This is a genomic window from Veillonella nakazawae (assembly GCF_013393365.1).
Classification (GTDB): Bacteria; Bacillota; Negativicutes; order Veillonellales; family Veillonellaceae; genus Veillonella; species Veillonella nakazawae.
On record NZ_AP022321.1, the window covers coordinates 2,036,161 to 2,061,338 of the forward strand.

The following is a 25,178-nucleotide window of genomic DNA, read 5'->3' on the forward strand; positions in this document are numbered from 1 at the left end:
CCTCACTGTACCACAATATCATCAAAATGCTGCTGATAGGCAGCCATAAACATGGCATCAGCTAAGTCATACATAAGAACATGCTTTCGATGAATCGGAAGGTTTCTAGTATTTTTTAAAGACAGAGTCTTTATAAGTACACCATCTAATGTATAAATCGCACTGTCTGAATCAGTCATAAATAACCCAGACTTACTTTCACTAGCCTCAATCAAAGCCATCATAGATGGACTCGGATTCATCATATGAGAGGATTTAATCAGAGTAGCCAGTGAATAGTTTGCATCATAATTAACAGTAAGCTTATTTTCCATAATCACAGCCTGATAGTGCGACGTATGTACCACATAATAAATAGCACTTAAGGTATACTGTGGCGGCGCATATTTTTGGACTTCCACAGAATAGGTATTTAAATAAACATACATGCCACCTTCATTAACAATAGGACTCCCTTTTGCATACTCATGCTGATAAACCAACTTAAACTGTGGTGATGTTTTCAACTCTTGATAGGTGATTGCCTCTGTAGGCATGGTGAAAGCCAGCAATACAAGGGCTAGCATTAAAATACGTTGAACCATAAAAACCTCTCTCAAACTAAACAGTCAAATACAGCTTATTTACTTAACAGCTTAACCCATTCCATATACCATGGAATAAAGATGGAACTATTTTCAAGACTCTCCTTATATGTCCCTTCTTCCCGCCATTGTGGCTCTTTACGTAATCTTGCAGCATCATCAAAGCCTACGTATTCAATCATATCTCTTAGCTGCTTATGCGTATACGATGTTTTACTTTCATCATAATTAATACGATAACTGTAATAGTATACAGAATCTTTTACAACATGACGAAGATAGGATTCACGATTGGGCTTATAGGCATCAACTAAAGAACCAGGAATTCCGTTATTCCACACTACGGCGTACTGTGTAGGTGTATCCAAATCATTATATTTATGTAAATAATATATTATTGGAACCTTAATCAGCGTGTCATCTGTCTCTTTGCTCATAATTGCGCTACGTATTACCCGTATTTTAACCCCTGTATCCTCATAAGTTCTCACCTCATGTCTCTCATTTTCTACGGCTTCACTGACTAACTTAGCCGTCTTAGGAATGCGATAGTGAAAGTTCCCCCAATGCTCAATCTGACTGTAATTATCTAATACAGATAAGGATTCTATGGATGGAATAATATAATTACTCATCACCACTTCAGGTGCTTGCTCTTGATATGGATCTTCTGTATTAACCCATCCCCCATAAGTAACTCCATACGTTGTCTTTGTATCATCCGGAGTGAATTCCGTATACATTATACGAGAATTGTTTGACATGAACTTCCAAGATGCATTCCTCAACCCTGGATAATTATATTTTCCTTCACCTTCAGCATATTTACTAAGCTCTTTACCATGAGGTGGTCCTACTACTAAAAACGAACTGAGACTACGAACAGCAAATAATGGCCCTTTTCCAGGCTCAGTTTCTATCACATCACCACGGAAGCTAACATTTGGTACGGATAATCTGATATTTTTATCCCCTTCATGAATCAATACCACTGTAGACTGCGAATAATCTGCAAGCTCCAAAGCCTTAGAAAAACCAGGATGTTCCAGATTTAGCTTATCAAGCGTAGATGGCGGATTTTTAGGATTCGATTTTGCAAATTGACTATATGACTCTGCCTCTTGCTCCGCTACTTTATTAATATGCCGATAATTCTCATACGCATTGGCAGGAATTCTCGCATCTGCTCCAGGCATAGGCGGCTGTCCGGCTGGCACTTCGATCTGTACAGCACTTACATTTATGGTGAAAGCAGTTGCTACTGCCATCATAATTACACTTTTACGTAACATAAAACCCTCTCTTTTTCTTCTCTCACATTACAACAAAATAAGCACAACCTTATTAGCATAAGTATACTATGCAAATAAGACTGTGCCTATTATTAATAATTTTATAATTTAGTATATAGGATTTACTTCTAATTGCTATTTATAAGGTTGATATTTATACGATTTATCTCCATTTGACGATATATATCTTTATCCCTATAATATAAGTAGATAGTCAGACGAGTAGTGACGTCAGGCTCATCTCTAAACTAAATGAAACATGTAGAAATGGCCTTTTCGTTTTATCTAATTTCCGAAGAAACGAAGGGCTATTTTGCTATTTCTAGACAAATAAGCGCCACAAGTGCTTCAAAGGAATGCATAGAAAAAGCCCGTATTAACGGGCTTTTTTTAGTTCCTAATATATATACATTCTCCAATATATCAAGAAACTCCTCTTTGTATTTTCCCCAGTTTTTATGGATAATTAAACTATACTTGATATATGCCCCGCAAGTAGGTAAGGGTGATTTAGTATGTGTCTCTAACTAGTTTGTAGTTTAGGAGGTGGCATATGGACTCTTTAACTATTATATGGGTTATTGTTTGTGCCTATTTATTACTGAATTTATTGGTCGGCGTGTATTGTCATATTCGTGTAAAAGATAGTACTGACTATCTACTCGCAGGTCGTCGTATTGGGGTTCTTATGACGGCAGGCACATTAGCAGCTACGGAGATCGGTGGCGGGAGTACCGTTGGTGTAGCCGCGAAAGCGTATGGTTCTTGGGGTTTATCTGCAGGTTGGTACGTAGTCTCTGCAGGGATTGGGGTTATTCTCGTTGCTTTTATCGCTCCGCTTTTACGTCGCGCCATGGCAACAACAGTGCCAGAGATCATCGGTCGTCGCTTCGGTGGCTCTAGCCATTTAATTACGTCTATTCTGTCCATGCTAGCAACGATTACATTAGCCGGCGTACAGATTACAGCGACAGCAACTATTATTAGCGTTCTCACCGGGCTTTCAACAGAGCTCGCCATCCTCATCTGCGGTGCGGTTCTCGTAATTTACACCATGTCCGGTGGCATGTGGAGCGTAACGATGACGGACGTTATCCATTTCTTCGTTCTCGTTGGGGGCTTCTCCCTCGCTGTGCCGTTCGTATTGCACAATGTGGGCGGCTGGGAATCGGTAGTGGCAAAATTACCACCTGAACAGCTCGGCTTCACTAAGGTTGGTTGGAAAACCATCATCGGCCTTATTATCATGTACTTCATGACCTTCTCCACCGGCCAAGAGTCCGTACAACGGTACTTCGCCGCGAAGGACGAAAAAACAGCCGTTCTTGGTTCCATCATTTGTGGTATTATCATGGCTCTATTTGCCTTCGTTCCTGCCGTGTTAGGCCTCGTAGCATTAGCTGAGTTTCCAAACATCGAAGCGAACAACGCGGTGGCAACGGTAGCACTTAACCTCATGCCTCCAATAATGGCAGGCTTCGTTATGGCCGCTGTCGTATCGGCAACGCTTTCATCAGGCGCAGGCGACCTATTAGGCGCCGCTACTGTATTTACCAAGGATATTGTAGAACATCATTTTGGTAAAAGCCTCACTGATGCTCAGCTCACTAAATATAGCCGTTTATGCGTTCTATTCCTCGGCATCATCGCCATCGTTATCTCCCTTGTAAGCAAAGCCATCATTCCAATGCTCGTATTTGCTTTCACCATGAGATCCGCTGGCCCATTCGCTGCATTCCTACTAGGCCTCACATGGAAAAATGCAACAGCAGGCGCTGGCATTTGGTCCATCGTGCTCGGCTCCATCGCAGGCGTGTACTGGGAATTCGTGGGCAACCCATACGGCATTATGTCTATCATCTTCGGTTCCATTGTCAGCCTCATCGTCTTTGTGGCTGTGGTGTTCATTGAAAGATCTATGGGTAAACCACCGGCTCCACCGGCGATTCCTGACGACTTGAAAGAATGATATAAAAGAAGCGTATAAAAGAACACACTAAAAAAACTCCTATCGGTTAAACCAATAGGAGTTTTCCTTATTTTACAAGACCTCAACACATTACGTATTATACACATATTCATCACAATTTGACGATATATCATAACCTTACTATAATATAAGTAGATAGTCAGACGAGTCGTAACGTCAGGCTCATCTCTAAAAGCAAAGAATCTTGAGAAATGGCCTTTTAGTTATCGAATCATCTAAGATAACGAAGGGCTATTTGTCTTTTCCAAGACAAATAAGCGCTATTAATGCCCCAAAGGCAATAACCACAGTTATCACCTGTAATAAGAGCATGATTAATTCATAATCACTCATAGGCTTATCCCTCCCTTCGATGACGAAGAGAGGCCCAACCTCGTCTAACTATTCTAGTCTTATTATATGACGAACTATTATTCGATACAATAAGGAACGAATAATAGAAATATATAGATAAATACAGTAAAGACCGTACCCCAAGGTACGGTCTTTTTCTTATTTCTTTACTCTTTTATTACTAGCATGTCTTAGTTGCTTGGCATTTCCGAAGTCTAAGTATTCCATTATATTACGTAGTTCAATATGATTATACTTATTTTTACCATCTTCATAGGTAAACGAAATATAGTATTCATATTTATCATCTGTTATCAGATGGAAAATACGAGATTTCTTACCTGGATTATATTGCTCCAAAAGATATGAAGGAACACCATTATTCCATATTAAGGCTGCTTGAAGAGGTATATCTTTTACTAATATTGGATTCTTTTTATAGAAAAAGTGTTTTAAAACCGTCTGAGTATACAACTGTATAGGCACCGCTTTATCTACTAAGGCACTACGTGCAACAACGAGTTTCATACCGTCTCCAACATACACGCGACCCTGAAAGTTATCACTTTTTTCTTCAATATCTAACATCATACCCTTAGGTAGTCGATAGGTTAGATTATCCCACGTAACAGTATCACTAGTTTTATCTAGATCATCTAGTGTCTGCATAGAAGGAATTACAAAATTAGCCATTGTAGATTCTAGATTTTTTGTAATGGGCTGATTCTTATTGCCTAGGATTGCCATATACATCTGATTTGGGTATTGATCAAAAGTAACAGCTGCATACATTACAGGTAAATTCCCATTCGAATATTTCTCTCTTATTCCCCAATAGCCTTTACTAATGCCCGGATACTTAAATTCCCCTTTACGTTGATCATTTCTATAAAATCCTAAATCTTCAACTCCTTCATTAGCACCTACTAGCCCAGCAATAACATTGTGTTCAAAAACATACGAGCCTTTACCCTTTTTATTTAAGTCCTCAAAATAACTTTCTACCACTGAAATAGGCAATGTCACTTTAGCCTTATAATCACCTTCGTGCAATAAAATTACAGTAGATTCATGCGTAATTAAATCCAAATACTTCGCATAGGCTTTTTTTGATTGCTCTGCCTGCTCCGCAGTTCCTTTCTTCTCAAGAACCTCTCCATCAATTCGCTTATTATACTCTTCCATTTTCTTAATGTGATCAGCAGTAGGAATATTGCGAGTCTTATCGTAACGATAGTTCTGATATGCATTATCTGGAATACTAGCGTCAGCCCCTGGTACAGGCGGTTGTCCTTCAGGCACAGTATACTGTGCCGCATCAATAGGCATGGTGAAAGCTACTGCTACAGCTAAGCTCAACAAAGTACTTTTTAATTTCATACAATACCTCTCTCAAATAACAATAGGCACGTTCTCTCATTAGTATAAGTATACTATAACCTAGAGAACATGCCTATTATTGAGCCTTTTATAGTTTATATATTTTATTATTGAGGTATTGTATTTACTTCTAATATCAGTTTAATTCCAATATGAACAACAAAGCACTATTTAGAATTAGTGAATAAGCAAAATCGCAATTGTACTTGTAATGAATGTAACGATTACAGGTACGCTTGTTCGTTTTACGAGGTCGAAACTGGAGATGTTTGCGATACCTGCTACGGCGATCATAACAGCACTGATTGGGCTAAGTAGACGACCAACGCTGGCTGCATTTTGCATGCCAAGAAGGATTGTTGTCGCATTGCCGCCTAAGTCAGCTGCAAAGTTTGGAACGAGTGGAGCGAATGCGAACATAGATGCAACGCCAGAGCCCATTACAATACTTAAGCCTGTAATGATTGTAGATACGATAACACCTACTACGTCAGCAGAGATGGCAAGGCTTTGAATAGCGGCAACGAATTCTTTTACGATTCCCAAGGAAGTCAAACCGAAGGCGAATGTTTCACCAGCAACGATCAATGTTACGGTGTTGGCAAATTGGTCGCCCATACCTTTAAAGAAGGTTTGGATGCTAGCTGCCATTTTACGGAAGTCACGATGACGGATAAGTTCACAAACCATAGCGATAAACAAACTAAGGAACATCGCAAGGTTTACGTTCATTTTAACACCTTGAATACCATAATCGCTGAAACCAAGGATAAATATTAATGGTAATAATGGCAAGAAGATATATGGTAATGGACCTACTTCAAGGTCATCAGATTTATGAGCTTCAACATATTCTGCAGGAACATGACCAGATTTTTTATCCAAGTATTTTTGCCATACAAAATGAGCAATAGCCGCCATCAAACCACAGATAATATATACTTTCAACTGATACCCTACAAAGTATTCATGAACAGGCATGTTTACAGTTTTGGATACGAGTAATGTAGTAGCAGATGCAGGACCGATGTCGAGCAAATGACCTGTAGCAACAGCTGCTGCAGCACCTACAGGGCTAACGCCTAAGCGCACAAGGATTGGGAAGATTGTCACCATCATGAGCATCGCAAGGCCAGACGCACTTGGGATTACTAGGGACATGAACATATTTAGAATAAATGTAAGCGCCATTACTAGGTATGCAGATTTCATTTTACCAAGCGGTTTGATAGCCGTTACAACGAGGCGAGAGCTGGCACCGATGTGGTCCATGTACTTCGCAAAACCAGTACAAGTCATGATCATGAGACCAAGGTTTGCCGCATCTTTAGCAGTTGTAATATTAATGAATTCAAAAGCATCAAAGAAAAGAACCCCTGTGGCCTTCTTCGCTTCTACGAAAGATGTCGTATAGCCTAACAAATAAGCTGCGAACATCATAATAAGACCGCCTAACAACAATACGGTTTGCGCTTTAAACTTCTTAATAACCAGCGCCCCCGTTATGGCAATAACCAATAAACAAACTAACAAATTCATACATGTTCCCTCCATTCACAACACAATACTTAGAAGTTTTCCTTTGCCTGTTTGAAATCTTCTTTTATTTTTTCTAACAAACCTGGTGTTTCAAGGATTTCCTCAACAGATAAGGCAATGCCCTTCGCGCCATACATGATAGCGTCCTCAGCGAGCTGGCTTTTACCATTGTCTAACCATTCTTGAGAATGGCTTGTCACGCCCTTGCCTACGAATTTCACGCGCAAGCAGGCGCCTGGTACGCGAAACGTAACGCTAGAGAAATCGGTGGATCCCGTCACCTTACGAGGCTCGGAAATCTCTGGGGCCCCTACCTTTTCTGCATTTTTTAAAAGTATATCGTTCAAGGTTTGTACATTGACTTTGTTGTCGTACGCCTTAACCTCTTCCCATTCCATAGTAGCGCCCACCTGTAAAGCTGCCCCTTGAGCTACATTTTTCACGCGCTCCACAATCTCATCGAGACGAATGCGACTAGAAGATCGAATATACCATTGAGTACACGCATAATCTGGAACAATATTCGCCGCCTTACCGCCATCAGTGATGATACCATGCATACGAACCTCAGTTGGTACATGCTCGCGCAAGTACTCCATGCCGTTGAAGAACAATAACACGGCATCTAAGGCGCTGATTCCCTTCTCCGGAGCAATCGCCGCATGAGCAGACTTGCCGTGAAACTTGATATTCACGAGATTCAACGCCAAAGACTTGCCGTCTACTGTCGTCGTATCGCTGCCGTGCATCATGAAAGCTAGGTCTAAATCGTCAAACACGCCTTCGCGAGCCATAACGAGCTTGCCGCTCGCCGTTTCCTCTGCAGGCGTACCGTACACAACTAGCGTACAAGGCGCTTGCAACGTACGTTTCAAGGCAATCGCCGCCGTACAAATAGATGGGCCTTGTAAATTATGACCACACGCATGACCCAAGCCTTCAAGGGCATCATATTCGCAAAGCAAACCGATCTTAGGGACGCCACCGTTTACGTGGTACACCGCTCTGAACGCCGTTTTCAGGCCACTCACCTCACGGTCTACGGTGAAGCCTTCCTTCTCCAATAAATTCGTCAACAACTCATGGGCTTGGAACTCTTCGTTCCCCAGCTCAGGATGATCGAAGATGAAATCGTTCAACTCCTTCATGGGCTGTCTTAATGCTTCAATCTCTTGTAAAAGCTGACTCATTTCTACCTCCAACATACACACTATAAAAACATAAATTTATATACCTACCAATACAAGCCTTATGAAGACTGTATCTAATAACCTATTTTTTATCCATCTTTCTATTTATTTGTCTAATAATGCACCAATTATCTATTTATTAATGCACTAATAGATGTTCCGTAATATGGAATATCATTCCATAAACTGGATAAAAAATAAATTTATAAGGTCGCCCCCATTTGTTTGGAAATAGTTTGACCTAATACCATCATGACAGATAGATACTCTTTGACGCGTTCTTCCGTGTAGTCCCCTATAGGGCCAGAGATAGTCATCACCGCCTCTAGCTTATTGCCAAAGGAGAAGATAGGAACCGCCATCGATGCCGCATCAGGCACGCGATTGCCTCGTGTTACCATATACCCATCGTGACGAATTTGGGAGCTTTCACTAGCACTCATATCGGTATCCTTGAAATCCCCTAGATAGGCCCCAAAAATCTTGCCCGCCGCCCCTTTAAAGATAGGGTACACCGTGCCAATCTTAATGTCATGACGCAATGGCTTATCCGCTGCAACGCGCTCGATACAGATCCGATAATCGCCTTGCGCCAAGAACAAATTCACGGACTGCTGCAACTGATCGCGGATAGCCACCATGTACGGATGCGCAATGGCACGCACATCCAAAGACATAAGAAAGGACTTTGCCATGGGCAAAACACCCCAAGACAACTGATACTTCTTGGCCCCATTGAACTCAACCCAATGATGGGCCTCAAAGGTCTTGAGCAACCGATGAACCGTCGTCTTCGGCAACGCTGTCGCATTCGCCAACTCAGTTACACCAAGAGGTCCTGCCTCTAATAACTTGAGTATCTCAATACCACGCTCTATTGATTGAATCATATTCATTTCCAAAGAAGTGCACTAGCACCACTGTGGGCTAATACATTTCACTATTCTATTAAAACTAATAACAATATACGTAATTTATTTGATTGCACCCTATACCTCTCAGCGACATAAAGTGCATTTGACTCATTATAAATATAACAATAACACATTCATGAAAAATTTAAAAATAACTATGATGCATAGGTTACGCTAATGCTCCAATACATATCTACGATATGTGTTGGAGCTACCTTCAAGCAAAAATAGAAAGTAATATACATAGCATACATATTGAATATTAATTCTAAGTATGCTTTAATGAAATTAAATACTATTCGTTTATGACAACTTAATATGAACTCTCTATTTGAGACATCTGCTATATTTGCGCTACAAGATAGGTCTTTACTGCCATATTTATATAAATACAAAATACATCATGGTGGTTTTCATTACGTATAGGAGTGTAAATCTATGAGTAAGGAGAAATTAGAGTTTGTAGAACAGGTTAATACAAACACAGATAATGAGTACTCTAGAGAACCTGTGCCATTAGCGGCAAGAAAATCTTGTTTTTCTCTCACAATCGTTTGGACTGGATTTGTTTTTCTTGTAACTAGTATGATGGCTGGCGGTGGATTAGCTGCAGGGCTTACCTTCAATGAATTATTGTTAGCCATGATTCTAGGAAATATTTTCTTATGTATCATCGCAGGACTAGTGAGCGTAATTGCTTATAAAACAGGCCTTACCTTTGCACTTTTAACAAGATATAGCTTTGGTCAGGAAGGCTCAAGAATCGCTTCACTCTTTGTTCCTATAGTCAATATAGGTTGGTACACTATTCAAGCGGCCTTATATGGACATTTTATTGCTCAAGTATTCAACCTTTCCTACACAGGTGAAGTCATTGCTATGATGCTCAGTGCTGTGATCATGGGTATCTTTGCAATTCTAGGTATTAAATCACTTGCCGTATTTGGCTATATCGCAATTCCAGCTATCGTATTCCTTTCACTAGGTACGGCCACTCGCTCTGTTCTAACTATCGGTGGATGGCAAGAACTGTTTAACCATATACCTGTACAACCCATTGATTTACTTTCAGGTATCACTATTGTTATTGGTACATGGATTCTATCTACTGCAACATGTATCGCCGATATTATGCGCTATGGTAAAAGCAAAAAAGATGTTATTACTGCTAGCACAATTGGCTTATTAGGTGGCAATACGCTAATGATTAGCTGTGGTGCTATTGCAGGTATAGCTATGCATGATGGCGACTTAATTACAGTATTATTAAGCTTTGGTCTTGTATTCCCAAGCTTATTATTATTAACAACTAACATCTTTACAACAAATGGTGCAAACCTTTATTCCACATCACTGAACCTAGCAAATTCTTTCAAACTAAACAGAAATATTATGCTAGCCGTGCTAATTGCCATCTCTGCATTAGCAACAATTACTCAACCATACAAAATTGAATCTCTCTTTGTATTCTTAAGTACACTAGGTATTATTGTTCCACCACTATGTGGTATTATTTTAGCCGATTTCTATCTAGTTCATCGTGGAAAATATATTGATTATGATAAGGCTACTTTCAAAAAATGGAATCTAGTTCCTTGGATCACTTGGGCCATCGCATTAGTTGGTGTAAAATTCATGCCATTTGGTCTCGCTTCACTAAACGGGATTATAATCGGCGCCCTACTATACACACTCATCACGTATATTGTAAAACCTAATGTCGTTAGTGAAAGCAACGGGTGATCATCATGGCAATCTATAAACTCTCAGCTATACTAGGAACCATAATTATGGGTATCGGAGCCTTTATTACCTGTCTAGCCACAAGTGACAGCACTATTACCCTCGGTAACGGCATGCTCGTAGTGAGCATTATTATGATGGGATTTGGGTACTCTAAATGGCAGCCTTGATTTAATAAATCTATATAACATAAGAGGAGACTGTTTCAAAACAGTCTCCTCTTTTATCGAATTATGATTTTTTTACTAAGTCTCTGAAAATTAAAAGCATTATTTTTATTAAATTTAATGTATAATATATGCTTAAAGAAAGTGAGGTAAATAAACAAGCAATAATTATGGAACTTATCGGTATTGTAATATTATTAATATATATGTGCTTAACATTATCAAATAAGTACATGTATATGGATATTATGATAGACAAAATTCCTGTATAAATTATACTTTTAAAGCGAAATATTAACTCATCAATCTTACCTCTTTTATTCAGCCGCTGCATAACATTCGTTCCAGCTATACCTATAAATAAACTTACTGTAGCAGTTATAAATCCTACAATAATAGAAGCAACCGTCAGAATTGATGATAAGAAATTATCACTTCTAACTTTATCTACATCAAAACAAAACGTTAACACAATGCTAATGCAAAGAAAAAGAATAAGTATTCTATATTTACCTATCATCGTTTTCATTATCTTCGCCTTCAACTGGAGCAATAATAGCTAATTGTTTCTTAAATTCTGGTAAAAATGCCATATAAACGCGATCGTGGGTAATTGGATCTGTTTTTGAATACATTAAGGAAATTCGATTTTCAACTTTAGATTCAATAAAATCAATTGCTTCAATTGGACTATTAGCATCTTTACGATATGAAGCTTTTACCCTCTTGTATCTAGGATCACCAATACAATTCCCTAAAATAGTACGAATCCCACTAAGTAATCCTTTATCTTTAGGAGCAGTACCCATTCCATATATTAAAGTAATTCTTCTAGCACCATAAGAATTATCACTTGAGATAATATCCTCTATTGATGCGCCATTTAAATCATAACAAGAGACCTCAACATTTCTTAAAATAGCTGTTTCCGGAATAACTTTAGACTCAATAATAGGCTCAAATATAAAACTAACACCATCTTGTATAAAAATCATTTCTTTATTTGAAAAATAATCTTGAACCTTTGATGCACTCACACTAAAAAAATTACGTTGTAATCCCAGCAACGAATATTTTGGAGAATAAATAATTGTCATGTCTTCCCCTATATATTCATCCGGTTCCAAAATAATCTCACTAAATACACCATCTGCACTTAGTCTTCCTGGTAAAGCACCATCTCGAATCTTCACAAAGTTTAACTTCCAAAAGCCATTACGCTCTCTAGACAAAGACTGCAGAATAATCATATTATCATCATCCTGATTATGTCTCCAGATCCTCTCTTCATGATTACATTCAGATAGTTTTATTAGTAGTCGTTCTAACTTTTTATTAGTATCAATTTCAAAAGATGCTAAATCCCCTTCTATTGAAGATTTAACAAAATAGTAATGGAATTTAAGAGTAAAGCTTTTGTTAGACATATTCAATCCCCCCCCTATATAATATAAATTATATAGGAAAGGCTATTACACCACAACTAATAAGTTAATCATTCACTATATATAATAACTTGATACTGATAAACTATTATTTAGTGAATATAAATTTTATAAGAGGAGATGTATTATGAAGTTTACTGAAGCCGAACGGGCTATTCTAGAGTTATTCCAAAATGATACACAATTTAATTTCGAAGGTAATACTTACAAGGTTAACTTTGCCGGAAAACCATCAAGTCCTCATGGTGAGCCTAAAACAGATATTTATATTGAAGCACAAGATATTAATACAAATGAAGTAAGAGAAATTAAGATTTCTTATAAAAAAGAAAATGCTGATTTTGTAGAGAATAAAATTAGTAAAGAACGAGCTAAACAACTATTTGGGGATAATTGGGAAACTAAAATAAACGAGGCAACTCACAAATTAAGATCACAATTCCAAGCAAAAAAACTAATTTATAAAACAAAATCCTCAAGAACACAAGCAGGCTCAATCACTTTAGGTTGGAAATTTGAATTAACAAATAAAACAGGTGGAAAATTAAGTACACAACTAGAGCTTACAGAAGATGAAGTAACGGATGTCTACTCAGGAACAAATTTAGCGGAGAGCAAAAAAAATGCTTCAGTCAATGGTCAAATTATAAAAAATTCTGGTATAGCTAACTATATGTTAGTAACAAATGACACTTCATCAATTGAGAGTATAATTACTAGATTACAACCTATCAGTAGCTATGTTAAAAGCAACCCTAATTTATTTTGTGTCTATAAGGCCTTAAACTATAGAACATTCGATAATAAGTATGATGGTAATCGTCCTCTCGCAGTTTCAGTAGACTGGACTATAGAAAATTCTAAATTATCTCACAATTTAAACTTCAATACACCTTTAGCTGTAGGTGGAGATTCAGCTTATAATAAGTTAAAGTATGCATTAAACGCTTTAGAGAGTATTAACACTGAAGATTTAAACGAAGATAATGTTATAAACTACAATGAAATTACCCACGAATAAAAAATATGGTTGATATAATTATATCAACCATATTTTTTATTTTACACTAAAACAGCTTTTATAGCAGAAGCAATCTCGTATGCCAAATTAACTGGAACTGCATTACCAATCATTTTATACCCCACGTCGACTTTACTATAAATAAATTTAAAATCGTCAGGAAATCCTTGAACACGTGCAACTTCTCTAACTGTCATTCTTCTATATAAATCTTCATGAGACTTCACAAAAATATATTTATTCTTATCAACTTTTTCCATTTTAGGTGCTTGCGGATGAAGTTGGCACTGACGACCAGATGCCTGTACCGTATAAGCTTGTTCATCCCAACTCTTAACACGATTTCTACTCATAAATATAGTAGAATATGCACCAATAAAATATTCATTATTATTAATAGCTGCAGAATTCGTATTATTCTTTTCAAGGGCTGGCACTGCCGAATCTTTTAAATCCCAAATTATATCCCTTAAGGTTATTTTATCCTCATCATTTTGTGTAGAACCCATGGGGAATTTGAAATTAACTTTAAGATCCTTTCTAAAGCCTATAAAGAAAACTCTTTTTCGCTCTTGTGCAACACCATAATCCTTAGCATTCACTAAATTAACACTAACATCATATCCTGCATCATTAAATAAATGTATAATATTCTCTACCGCCTGAGCATGTCTACCAGCAAGCATTCCACTAACATTTTCAGCTAAGAAAAATTTCGGCTTAAAATCTTTTAATATACGAATATAATCATAAAATAATTGTCCTCTTTCATCTTCTATACCTCTTAAGGCACCTGCCTCAGACCAAGATTGACAAGGAGGGCCCCCAATAATACCATCAACGTCGTCTGTGATATATTCTTCTATATCATCTTTATTTACCTTTCTAATATCACCTTCAATAAGATGTGTATTAGGATGATTAGCTTTAAAGGTATCCCAAATGGTCTTATCATATTCATTAGCAATTGGAATTTCAAATCCAGCACGCTCAAATCCCAAATCTAACCCCCCACAACCACTAAAAAGACTTATAAGCTTCATAGAATACACCCCTAATTATATATCAACTTACTAATACTTCTTTACATAAATTATAGCACAAACGTTCGATTTTTACAATAAAATCTAGAGAAAATTCAAAAGTTATTTTATAAGATAAATAATAAAATAGTATCATATCTATATTAATAAATAAAGACTACAAGGATTAATTCTTTAAATACTAAAGAAACCATCCTTTGATTACACAAAGAATGGTTTCTTTATTACATATTATAATTAAAATATTTTCTTATATCTCCCTATATATCCTCCTTTTCTCTTCCCTTTTAACCCTACTTTCACCACCTAACTAATCGTTATCTTGTTAGGTCTCTCCAGGCGATAAATAGTTCGGCCACGACTTGTGGGTTTTGGCTGAGTTTGATGCGGGCTAGCATTTTGCGCACGTAGTTGCAGTGTTCTAGCATGGCTTCATTCAGTTTGTGTTTAACGTGACGCGGGGATTGGTACACCAAGATCGGTGCAAAGTTCCCCACGTGAATATAGCTCGTGTCGGGTTCCGGACCTTCCGTAACGATATATTCATAGGGTATAGCCACGTTAAAGAGGCCATACACCACGTCTTTGCCAACAGGGCGCCGACATTTAATATGGGCAAAGGTCAGATGCGGACCATAGGTCTTAGGCGATGTATAGCTACTACGCCGACCGTCGCTGGTCATAATGTAATTGGGCCTCAACCCTTCCTGTACCGCCAGCTCCCGCGTAATGGTGCGCATCGGCAGACAGATCAGTTCTTCACGGCCATCTACGAAATAGCACTTCGTACTATCACCACCACCAGGCTCATAAGTAGGAATAAAACAAACAATGTGGTTCTTTGGATTCGTATAGATCAAATCCAAATCCTCTCCCTTAGATAGCCGAGCGGCCATCATATCTGTTAATTCATCATGTGTTATCATAGGAATTCTCTCCCCTCTAATTAGGAACATTCCTTTCAACAATACAATGAACACGTGTTCTGTGAAAGCAGATTCGCATGCTTTAATCTGCTGTTGATTTAATTGTATATCAGTCTGTATAATTTGTAAATATATACACAAAACTATAGAAATTTATGTAAAATTAAAGACTTTAAGATCTTGTAAAACTAATGGTTACTTATATGTGTCATTATTTTCTCATTTAAATTGAGAATTGCATATTTTATGTATATCTATTAATCGAGATTAATGTAATTATACAAAAATCAGAATATAAATAAGAAATTAAATTATATTAACACATATTATTTAATACGAACTAGACTCTAATAGACTAATATTCATATGTTTACACTACATATTCTAATCGATTCAGAGTTCTAAGAATCTCATATGTATATAACTTTAATACGTGTATATCTCTAATGAATGTATAGCCCTATTGCATTCATACTAGTGTACTCGCAATTTCTTAAAGTCCGTCGTTAGGTATCTGCGCAGCTTCCGAAGGGCTCGTTCATGACGTCTTTGGATAGCTTGGCGGCTACAGTTCAGCTCTTCACTAACGGATACGAGGCTTTTACATTCCCCATATACACGGCGCAAAAGGTCTTGTTGGTCTTGAGATAATCTACCCAATGCCCATACGAGACGGGCTCGTAAGCGTTGTTCTTCATCGGCAGTCATGATCATGTCCGCTATATTTTCTCCAGACGAGAAGATATCCATACCAAACGTGACCTCTCCATCTTCGGTGATGCGATCTGGTATATGAATCTCACGATGATTACGTAACCGTTCTCGTTTCCAATACCGCATATAACCATATCTAATGCCAGCTTTCACAAAGCCAGGGAACGGTACAGCCCCTTTCAGATCAAAGCTATAAATCGATTCCAAGAGTATGGCCCATAGATAGCTCTCTAGGTCTTCCCTAAACTCGCGGTTCCCGGTCCGATTCGTATAGTGCAAGATGAGTGGTCGATACCTGCGACAAATCTCTATTTGTGCCGCATCATGGCGCAGCTCATCAACAGACCACGGCTGATATCCAACGGTCTGAATCCGCATGTTTGGATTTTGACAAACCGACACAAGGCTTTTATCCGATAAGGATGTTAATACCTGATGCCCACAAATAAGGGTCTGTAATTTTAACTCCTCTGGCACCTTGTACTTTGATTCCTTAGAAAGTACTTCGTCAGACGTTTTTTCCGCAGGTGATAGTTCCTCAGATTGTGCTTTTTTAGATTTTACTTTTTCAGATACTGATTTTCTAGTAACTAATTTCTCCGATTGTAAGCTTGCAGTTTTAATACAGGTTCGTTGTACTAACGGTTCTTCGTTTGTGTATAACATAAATCCCCTTTCCTGCCATGGCATAGCGCTTATCTACACAATAGCGTGGATCGGAGATTTTGACAAATTGGCAATTCTTTTGAATTCCGTCATATTCTGTTACATCCTAACATTAATTTCTACCCATAAAAGGTCATAACTATACACCTAGATAGGTAATTGCTGAAAATGAAATATATTCAAAAGAATATGACACATAAATAAGATTCAGAAGAATACTACGGCAAAATAAATAAACAACACAAAAAGACACCACAGAGGAAGTGTGGTGTCTGATTAAATTGTCTGATTAAATTGCAATACAGGAAGCTTCCACAAAGTCTTTCAGTTGTGGTTTTACGTAGGTTTGGTACACGTCTGCACCGTTGCCACGCACGATTTCACCCCAGTATTTATACACATAGCGGTACCAGAAATGGAACATGCTATTGGTAAAGTGGTAGTCTGCGTATTTCGCAGGTCCACGGCTATTCGCTTGGATACGACCTACGAGACCCATCGCCATGAGGTCATTTAAACGAGATGTAAAGGTGCCGCTTTTAATTTGGCTAGCTTGTAAAAGCTCCACGTAGTATGGTCTTTCAAGGGTAGCAAGGCCAGATAGGATGGCATTAGCACCTGTTATATTTTTCATATCTCGATGTAAGATATGTTGTGTTTCTTCAAATAGGGCACCCGATACAGAGAAGAACAAATTAATAATATTCGTATCGATGCTTTCACCATTATCAAAGTACTGCACATACGCAGGTAGACCGCCTGTTACGGCGAATACAGTACGCAAGTCATCCTTCGCATAGTGAAGACCCAAGGATTTCATATCCACCAAGGAGAACGGTTTCACCTCAAAATATTCCGACACATAGGGACCGATTAGACTGCGATCGCCAATGATGCGACCATCGAGCTGTTCTAAACCATTGGCCATCAAAATGATGTTCAACTGGCTCGTTTCTTTATAGGTATCTAACAAATCACGCAAGTGTATGGGGAACTGAGGTACAGCCTCCACCAAGGAAGGGTAATCATCAATCACCACAGTCTGAGGCGTTTTCACACTGCTTTCAAATAGACCCTCAAAAGCCTCTTGCAAGCTAGTGATCGGTTCGAATTTGTCCTGCTCATCAGTAGGAACAAAACGTGCCTCAAGAGCTCGATTCATATCGGCTACATGGATTGCTTCATTAGCCATGCGACCTGCCAAGTATAACGCCTTATGACGTCGTACAAGCTGGGAAGCCACATAGGATTTGCCACTGCGATGCGGACCGTACACAACACACAAACTCATTTGATTCATCGCAATACGGGACTGGATACTCTCAATAATTTCAGCACGTCCCACAAAATTCATATACTCTCACCTCCAACATTCTATGGAGATTATTATATCATAAATTTAAAACAAATTTAAACTTATTTTCATAATATTAACATGACTTTTTATTATGTTAAATTTTTTACGCATAAAATATACTTATTTAATGGTTTACTTTTTACCCATTCAATTGTGAAAGCCCTTATATTTACTGCATTCTTATAGGTCTATCCTCATCACGATGACATACAATATTCCGTATATAATCTTTTTCCATACCCAACACATATAAAAAGACGTGCCTACCATAAGGTATAGCACGTCATATGACTCGTATGTAATAAGGATATTTATAGAGTCGTTTCTTTATTGTTATAGTTATTTCTTTATTGTTGTATTTGTTTCTTTATTGTTGTAGTTGAGTTTGCATCTTCATGAGCAAAATATGCTTAACCGCATCATTGAGTCGGTCATTTGAAATGGTTCCGTTCGCCACTGCTTGCGTAAGTGCGCGATGGACTTCATCGATGTGCCCCGTATCCGCATCAAGAAGGACGAGGTCACTGCCTGCTACGATGGAGTTAACTGCAAAGTCCCCTATCTTTTGGTTTGCTTGCAAGGCCCCTACATCGACACGGTCGGTCATAACCACGCCGTTATAGCCTAGCTCGTGTCGTAGCCAATCCGTTATGATTGCTTTCGAGTTACTCGCTAGGTGTTCATTATCGATGGCAGGGATTTGCACATGACTTATGACGAGCATGTACGTGTTCGCTGTCGTCTGTGTAATGAGGCGTTTAAATACGGACACATCGTTGTTGTTCAAATAGACTTTCGCATCGTTAGCGGTCTCAAAGGATGCATCACCAAGGCTCACTGCTGGGAAGTAGTTATAGGCAAACCACATGTGGTTGATTTGGTAACGCTCCGCCATGGCGAGATCCATATGCCCTGCCCACGTAGGGTCAGATGTATAGGACACATTCGGCACCCCTAGGTTTGCATTCGGTCCCACAATGAGATTAAAGCCCATATCGCGCATTTCGATGGCCGATCGAGTCACTAAATTGATGATCCGTTCCATCGGTAGTTGCCCCCAACGATTTGGCTCTGGCAAGCGCAAGAAACTTTCATTCGTACTCAACACCTTATCCCGATTGATGCCGATGTATGGCGTCACCATACTCGCCGTTGTGGCCGTTTGCATGATATCGCTGGTGAAAGCTTTCACTTGGTTTTTATTATTTAGATTTTCATTAGTTAGCATAACGCCGCTCACACGGTATTTCCTGATGACGTCCTTTTGGGACTGTCCTACCGTGCTGCCGTGAAGGCTAATCATCATCAGCTGGCCTATCTTGTCCTCTTGAGACATAGCCCCAAGCCAGGTGTTCACCTTCTCAGGGACAGGTTTGTCTGATTCCATGACGGCTCGATACGATACAGTTCGTACCTCTTCCTGCTCTGCCTGACTCTCATGTTGGCATCCCGCAATACCGATGGCGGCGACTATCAAGGCTATGCCACATAAGGCACGCCGTAAAAACAAGTTCATCTCTCCACAAAACTCCTTGCTGAACTCTCTTACACATTACTTCTCTATATATTATACACTATATAATTCATCTTTTCCTCATGTGAAAGCTAATTTCCTATACTAATTTATCATAATAAAGTTATAAAGTAACAGTAACAATTACTATACAAAACAATCCATTGATATGAAATCATTATGATAGTACATACAGTCACAATCTAGTGCCTTATGAGATCCATACATATAACATATACAAAACTATAAGAAGGATAAATATAAAAATCCTACGAATCGCATGTAAGTTGACACTCAGTAGTCAATATCTACACAAGTATCAAGTCACTCATGACCCGTAGGATTTATGTATGTTCAGTTAGTTACCCATATACCAGTCTAATCATGCCAATGTATAGATGTACGTATCGGCAGATTACATTCGAAACGATCCGTACTGACCGAATTAGCTACATCGTAATACGATTAGCCCTTATATTTAGGGGATGTTGGGCATGTTTCAGGTGTTACGTCTTTGCGATCACCAAGAACCGCACTGCGGTCTGTGTAATGTGTATGCAAAAGTTCATGTGCCTTATGGCCCAATGGTTCACCCAAGAAGTCTTTGTATAAGGCTTGGATTTCTGGGTTTTCATAGGAAGCGACCCATTTATAGTTCGCATCAGCTTCGTAAAGACCGCCAATACGAGCTTCCTTAGTTTTCACAGCTTGAGGCAATTTAGTGCGCGGTTGACCGCCGCCACCGATACAGCCACCTGGACAAGCCATAACTTCGATAAAGTCATAGTGTTTATCACTGTCTTTTAAGGCATTAAGGAAGTCACGTGTGTTTTTACCGCCATGCACTACAGCAACAGACAAGGTTACATCATCACCTAATTGAACAGTGGCCTCTTTAACACCTTCCATACCACGAACGTCTTCAAGGTGTGTCAATGCATATGGAGGTGGCTCTTTATCAGTGATGAGCTTGTACGCTGTACGCATAGCTGCTTCCATAACACCACCAGTATTACCAAAGATGATGGATGCACCAGTTTCCATACCGATTAAGTCATCAAATTGAGATTCTTCAATAGCATTGAAGTCGAGGTTTTCCTCTTGAATCCAACGGATGAACTCACGTGTGGTGATGGAAATATCTGTATCCATGCCAAGAGATTCATCATTATGGTAACGAGCCGCTGCATTTTCTTCTTCCCGTTTTGTTTCTGCTTTTTTAGCCGTACAAGGGTTTACAGATACGGATACGATATTGCTAGGATTAATGCCTTTTTTCTCAGCAAAATAAGTCTTAATCATAGCTGCTTCCATAGCGATACAAGAACGTGTGGAAGACAAGTTAGGAATCAATTCAGGGAAGTAGATTTCCGCAAAGCGCACCCACGCTGGGCAGCAGCTTGTGAACTGAGGAATTTGACCACCATTTTTAAGGCGTTCTACAAGCTCAGAGGCTTCTTCCATGATAGTTAAATCCGCACCAAAGTTAGTATCTACTACATAGTCCGCACCTAATGCACGTAATGCACCAACCATTTTACCTTCAAGGAATGTACCTGGTTCGTAACCGAAGCCTTCGCCGATAGCTACACGAACAGCTGGAGCTGTTTGAATAACAACAATTTTTTCAGGATCTGCAAGAGCTGCTTTCACCTTTTCAAGCTCGGATTTAGCATGCATGGAGTCGAATGGACATGCAGCCGCACATTGACCACAGTGGATACATACAGGCACATCGCCATTTGCATCGAGATCGTAGTAGTCGAGTACGCTCATTACGTCCGCACAAGCGCGACGGCATAACGTACAGTTTTTACACTTAGAAATGTCGTGATAAATGGATGGATTGTCGAGCGCAATCGGCACGCGTTTATCGATAAATTCGTATTGAGACATGAGGACCTCCTCTAACAAACTAAAACTAGCAAACCTTTAAAAGAAATAGGCCAAACTACAGAGCACTGTGCTCAAAGCGTACTTCCACATCTTACCTTTAGTATACGCTATAGTGAAAGTTTATACTATGTAGAAATGTTACACTTTTGTGCAAAATTATGATTAATCAACCCTCTCTAGATGACATAATATTGCGCATGGCATTCTGCATAACATTGTGCGTAAGCATATTTCAATAAGAGACAACTTACAAAATGTGTAATAATATTCCCATTGTACCACGAATGGATAAATAATTCACCAAATTTTAGGGAATTAAAAGCAAATAAAAAACGCACGCCCTCAAATGAGAACGTGCGTATGTGGCTTTCACCAAAAATCATAACCCTCGGAAGATCAGATTATTTGTCACCCCAAATAAGTGTGTATACAGCGTATGCAGGAGTACCTTGTTCAACCTTACGAGTAGATTTGTTAGGTTGTTCTTGTTTTACTACTTCGCCTTTTGGATTGTAAAGAGTAACCTTAACGTCTTTTACTTCGCGTTTTTTGTGGTTGAACTCTTCAGTTACGATGTAGTGGTAACCTTCGTAGTCCATAGCTTTGATGTCCAAAACAGCTTTTTTATCATCTTTTTTAACAGAATCGTTATCGATGGACCAAGTGATGCCATTGCTATCAGTACCAACAGTATACCAATTTGCTGCATCAACACTACCGATGCCACCAATCAATAAAGCGCCTGCTGCCAAAACAGCTGCCAATGTTTTTTTCATATGTTTACCTCTCGATTTAAATACAAGAATACGAAATCTAGTATATTCGATGAAACTAAATATTTTATGAAAGACAAACGTGCTCAATTATCAAGACTTCACATAATAGGTAGAACGACCTCCGCCTTTACGTTGAATACGACCATCCTTCACAAGAGCACGTACAGAATATTCAATAGCACTATCGCTAAGATTAGGACACCAGTCTCTAATATCTTGCTTTGTGAAAGCCCCTAAGTGATTATCGATGGCAGCTTGCACCTGCTCCATGGCAGAACCACGATTTGCCAATATAGAACTGCGGTCCTCAAAGTCATGATACGCGGCCAATAACATTTGTAACCAATACCGAATGAAAGTCGTAGGACAAGAGCTTTCATCATACCAGGCATCACTAGACTCGCGCAAAGCAGCATAATACATATCCTTGTTTGCGGCGATTTTAGCCTCTAAGGACACATATTTACCAACCATAAAGCCACTGCGATACAGCAACAATGTCGTCAATAATCGACTCATGCGACCATTTCCATCATTGAATGGGTGAATACATAAAAAATCATGTATAAAAATAGGAATAGCTAGAAGTGGTTCTACCTCTCCATTGCCTACAACACGATTATATTCAGCACAAATCTGGTCAAGAGTCTCTGCTGTCTCATAGGGCGCTAGAGGAGTAAATAACACCTCTGTCCGTCCATCGGGATAGGTAGCACTAATATAGTTCTGTACACTCTTTAACTGTCCACCACGAGCATTAAACTGGTAATTATACAAAATCTTGTGCAACTGCAAAATATGATTGCGACACAAAGATATGGAGTCATAACTTTCATGGATAACATTTAAAGCATCACGATACCCCATGATCTCCTGCTCATCCCGATTTCGAGGCGTAGTCTTGTCAGCCACCAACTGCCGAAGCCGTGTACTCGTCGTCACAATCCCTTCAATCGCATTTGAAGCCTCCGTACTCTGTACCTTTGCCAACTCTACAAGAGAATCTAATATAGCAGGACTCTGTGAAAGCAAAACCTCCTCCTTGCCATTCGCCCGGTAAATTCCCGCAATAAGACTTAAAATATCCATATCCAACGACAAAGACTGAATCCAACCATACTCAAAACGACGCATACACACACCTCCATTCGGTTCTAATCCCTTATACATAAAATTATTCCCTTAAATTATACCATAATTTAAGGGAATAAATAATTTAGATACATTTAATCATACGTACAGAAAGGGTTCCATCTCTTTGAGACCGACTTAGGTAACTACTCCCAAACGCAGTTTTGGAAAGATTTCCTCATTAGGAAATGAGAAAACGGGTGGATATATCTCTAAGGACGACTTAGGTCACTATGGAGGCCGAAGAGATATATCCACCCGTTCATAACTAAAGAGGAAATTTACCAAATCAAGTGATACACGTGATCTAGATTACTTCCTTCTTGTATTTGTATGTCTGTATTGTCGTATGTTTGGCCACCAATCATATAGCCTGCTGGATTGTATGCTTTCATCTCGAGCAGTTTCGCAGTCTTTGCAGCACGATTAAATTGCAAAGTATAGATAGCGTGATCACCACTAGGGTCAACAATCTTCAAATTCAACTTAGCCTGCGCATCGTCTTTTTCTACCGTATCGTTATCGATGTAACCAGTACGACCATCCGCATCAGTATTAAGAGGATACCAACTTTCAGCATGAGACATGCCCACACCAGCGCTAAATAACAAACCTGCTACCGCTAAACATGCAAACCATTTCTTCATAACCGTTCTCTCCTGATTAGAAAATCTAAACAACTATGCATTTCGCATAATACAATTCACTATGACTTCATTATAACACCATAATTGCATATTACTAATAAAAACTCTATTAAATGCATAAACTATATAGAACCTCTAAGGAACGTCTAGCGAGGCCCCTATGGGCTTTAAATAATCCAATAGATTTGAAGGCTGATATTCGCCCTGTAAGATTGATAAGAAAACAGAAAGCCCCGAACTGTTCTAAAAACGACTTAGCTTATTCCTCTAGGAACGTCTAGCGAGGGCCCTATGGGATTAAATAATCGTATTATAATAGGGATGCCCATACTAAGATTAGCGTAAATTAGAAATAAAAAGGCCCAACACTTCTATGAAAACGACTTAGCTCGCTTTGGAGGCTTTCATAGAAGTGTTGGGTCTACTATCTAAACACACAGTCTAGAATGGGCATCCCTACACCGAAGGATTATTTACCCCATAGGGCCTTCATAACTTCCGCGCCCATGGTATCATCTTCAATTTTTGTAGGTTTTTGTGCGTCTTTGCTGGATAATAACGCTACGCCTGCAGCACTGTATACTGTTGTATCAAGTTCTGTCCATGTTTTTTCTTTACGATCGATGCGTACTGTGTAGATGTATGTGAAGCCTTCTACATTGTTAATTTTAACAAGTACTGTTGCCGCATCATCTGTTTTATATACAGAAGAGTTGTCGATAAACCATGCTGCATCATCAGCATCAGCATCGATATAATACCAATCAGCGGCACTCGCTTGGCCAAAGCCACCTACAAAGAAAACCCCTGCTGCAAACATAGCAGCTAACCATTTTTTCATTTCTAACTCCTTAACGCTAGAGACGACCATCTAAGATGGCCGCCCATAGTTACTTACATATTTGTATCTT

At 39.0% G+C, this 25,178-nt stretch carries 20 protein-coding genes; 3 read left to right on the top strand and 17 right to left on the bottom strand.

The annotated features are described in order from the left end of the window. Window positions 1-2 precede the first annotated feature (2 nt). A complete protein-coding gene (locus VEIT17_RS09520; protein ID WP_178885889.1) occupies window positions 3-584 on the bottom strand; it encodes a hypothetical protein in 582 nt (193 codons plus the stop codon). Window positions 585-619: 35 nt separating this feature from the next. After that, entirely contained in the window at window positions 620-1,876 is a 1,257-nt protein-coding gene (locus tag VEIT17_RS09525) for a hypothetical protein (RefSeq protein WP_178885891.1), read from the bottom strand. Window positions 1,877-2,429: 553 nt separating this feature from the next. On the opposite strand from VEIT17_RS09525, the gene VEIT17_RS09530 reads away from it, so the two are divergent. Further along, window positions 2,430-3,845: a sodium:solute symporter family protein gene (locus VEIT17_RS09530; protein ID WP_178885893.1), complete on the top strand. Its 1,416-nt coding sequence runs from the start codon at window positions 2,430-2,432 to the stop codon at window positions 3,843-3,845. A gap of 513 nt (window positions 3,846-4,358) precedes the next feature. Here the strand turns inward: VEIT17_RS09530 and VEIT17_RS09535 are convergent. The 4 genes from VEIT17_RS09535 to VEIT17_RS09550 all read right to left on the bottom strand — a co-directional run bounded on the left by VEIT17_RS09535 (window position 4,359) and on the right by VEIT17_RS09550 (window position 9,198). Next, entirely contained in the window at window positions 4,359-5,579 is a 1,221-nt protein-coding gene (locus VEIT17_RS09535) for a hypothetical protein (RefSeq protein WP_178885895.1), read from the bottom strand. A 177-nt stretch (window positions 5,580-5,756) separates the two neighbouring features. Next, window positions 5,757-7,118 carry a C4-dicarboxylate transporter DcuC gene (gene dcuC / locus VEIT17_RS09540; RefSeq protein ID WP_178885897.1) on the bottom strand — a complete coding sequence of 454 codons (1,362 nt, stop codon included), beginning with the start codon at window positions 7,116-7,118 and terminating at the stop codon, window positions 5,757-5,759. 29 nt (window positions 7,119-7,147) lie between these two features. Continuing rightward, the gene (locus VEIT17_RS09545) at window positions 7,148-8,308 is read right to left on the bottom strand and encodes a M20 family metallopeptidase (RefSeq protein ID WP_242013261.1); all 1,161 of its coding nucleotides are present in this window, start codon (window positions 8,306-8,308) and stop codon (window positions 7,148-7,150) included. A gap of 203 nt (window positions 8,309-8,511) precedes the next feature. Next, window positions 8,512-9,198, bottom strand: a complete 687-nt coding sequence (locus VEIT17_RS09550; protein ID WP_242013262.1) for an IclR family transcriptional regulator — start codon at window positions 9,196-9,198, stop codon at window positions 8,512-8,514. A 462-nt stretch (window positions 9,199-9,660) separates the two neighbouring features. Here VEIT17_RS09550 and VEIT17_RS09555 point away from each other — a divergent pair, with 462 nt between their 5' ends. Continuing rightward, window positions 9,661-10,965, top strand: coding sequence for a cytosine permease (locus tag VEIT17_RS09555; RefSeq protein WP_178885903.1), 1,305 nt, complete (start codon window positions 9,661-9,663; stop codon window positions 10,963-10,965). A 676-nt stretch (window positions 10,966-11,641) separates the two neighbouring features. Here VEIT17_RS09555 and VEIT17_RS09560 read toward each other — a convergent pair. Next, a complete protein-coding gene (locus tag VEIT17_RS09560; RefSeq protein ID WP_178885905.1) occupies window positions 11,642-12,559 on the bottom strand; it encodes a DUF6731 family protein in 918 nt (305 codons plus the stop codon). A 145-nt stretch (window positions 12,560-12,704) separates the two neighbouring features. Here VEIT17_RS09560 and VEIT17_RS09565 point away from each other — a divergent pair, with 145 nt between their 5' ends. Next, window positions 12,705-13,598, top strand: coding sequence for a hypothetical protein (locus tag VEIT17_RS09565; RefSeq protein ID WP_178885907.1), 894 nt, complete (start codon window positions 12,705-12,707; stop codon window positions 13,596-13,598). A 41-nt stretch (window positions 13,599-13,639) separates the two neighbouring features. Here the strand turns inward: VEIT17_RS09565 and VEIT17_RS09570 are convergent, their stop codons facing one another. From VEIT17_RS09570 to VEIT17_RS09615, 10 genes are all read right to left on the bottom strand, one after another. Continuing rightward, entirely contained in the window at window positions 13,640-14,641 is a 1,002-nt protein-coding gene (locus tag VEIT17_RS09570) for a DNA cytosine methyltransferase (RefSeq protein WP_178885909.1), read from the bottom strand. Between the two features lie 317 nt (window positions 14,642-14,958). Next, complete coding sequence (locus VEIT17_RS09575; RefSeq protein WP_178885911.1) at window positions 14,959-15,567, bottom strand: hypothetical protein; 609 nt, start codon at window positions 15,565-15,567, stop codon at window positions 14,959-14,961. Between the two features lie 474 nt (window positions 15,568-16,041). Then, window positions 16,042-16,947 carry a sigma-70 family RNA polymerase sigma factor gene (locus VEIT17_RS09580; protein WP_178885913.1) on the bottom strand — a complete coding sequence of 302 codons (906 nt, stop codon included), beginning with the start codon at window positions 16,945-16,947 and terminating at the stop codon, window positions 16,042-16,044. Between the two features lie 289 nt (window positions 16,948-17,236). Then, window positions 17,237-18,301 (bottom strand): ATP-binding protein, encoded by a 1,065-nt coding sequence (locus VEIT17_RS09585; RefSeq protein WP_129823695.1) that lies wholly within the window; start codon window positions 18,299-18,301, stop codon window positions 17,237-17,239. Window positions 18,302-18,671: 370 nt separating this feature from the next. Continuing rightward, window positions 18,672-19,820, bottom strand: coding sequence for a glycoside hydrolase family 3 N-terminal domain-containing protein (locus VEIT17_RS09590; RefSeq protein WP_178885915.1), 1,149 nt, complete (start codon window positions 19,818-19,820; stop codon window positions 18,672-18,674). 462 nt (window positions 19,821-20,282) lie between these two features. Further along, window positions 20,283-21,713, bottom strand: a complete 1,431-nt coding sequence (locus tag VEIT17_RS09595; RefSeq protein ID WP_156719507.1) for a [FeFe] hydrogenase, group A — start codon at window positions 21,711-21,713, stop codon at window positions 20,283-20,285. A 401-nt stretch (window positions 21,714-22,114) separates the two neighbouring features. Beyond that, entirely contained in the window at window positions 22,115-22,489 is a 375-nt protein-coding gene (locus VEIT17_RS09600) for a hypothetical protein (RefSeq protein ID WP_105093775.1), read from the bottom strand. 90 nt (window positions 22,490-22,579) lie between these two features. Then, the gene (locus VEIT17_RS09605; RefSeq protein ID WP_178885917.1) at window positions 22,580-23,623 is read right to left on the bottom strand and encodes a Fic family protein; all 1,044 of its coding nucleotides are present in this window, start codon (window positions 23,621-23,623) and stop codon (window positions 22,580-22,582) included. 278 nt (window positions 23,624-23,901) lie between these two features. Continuing rightward, window positions 23,902-24,267, bottom strand: a complete 366-nt coding sequence (locus tag VEIT17_RS09610) for a hypothetical protein (RefSeq protein ID WP_178885919.1) — start codon at window positions 24,265-24,267, stop codon at window positions 23,902-23,904. Window positions 24,268-24,736: 469 nt separating this feature from the next. Further along, the gene (locus VEIT17_RS09615; RefSeq protein ID WP_178885921.1) at window positions 24,737-25,108 is read right to left on the bottom strand and encodes a hypothetical protein; all 372 of its coding nucleotides are present in this window, start codon (window positions 25,106-25,108) and stop codon (window positions 24,737-24,739) included. Window positions 25,109-25,178 lie beyond the last annotated feature (70 nt).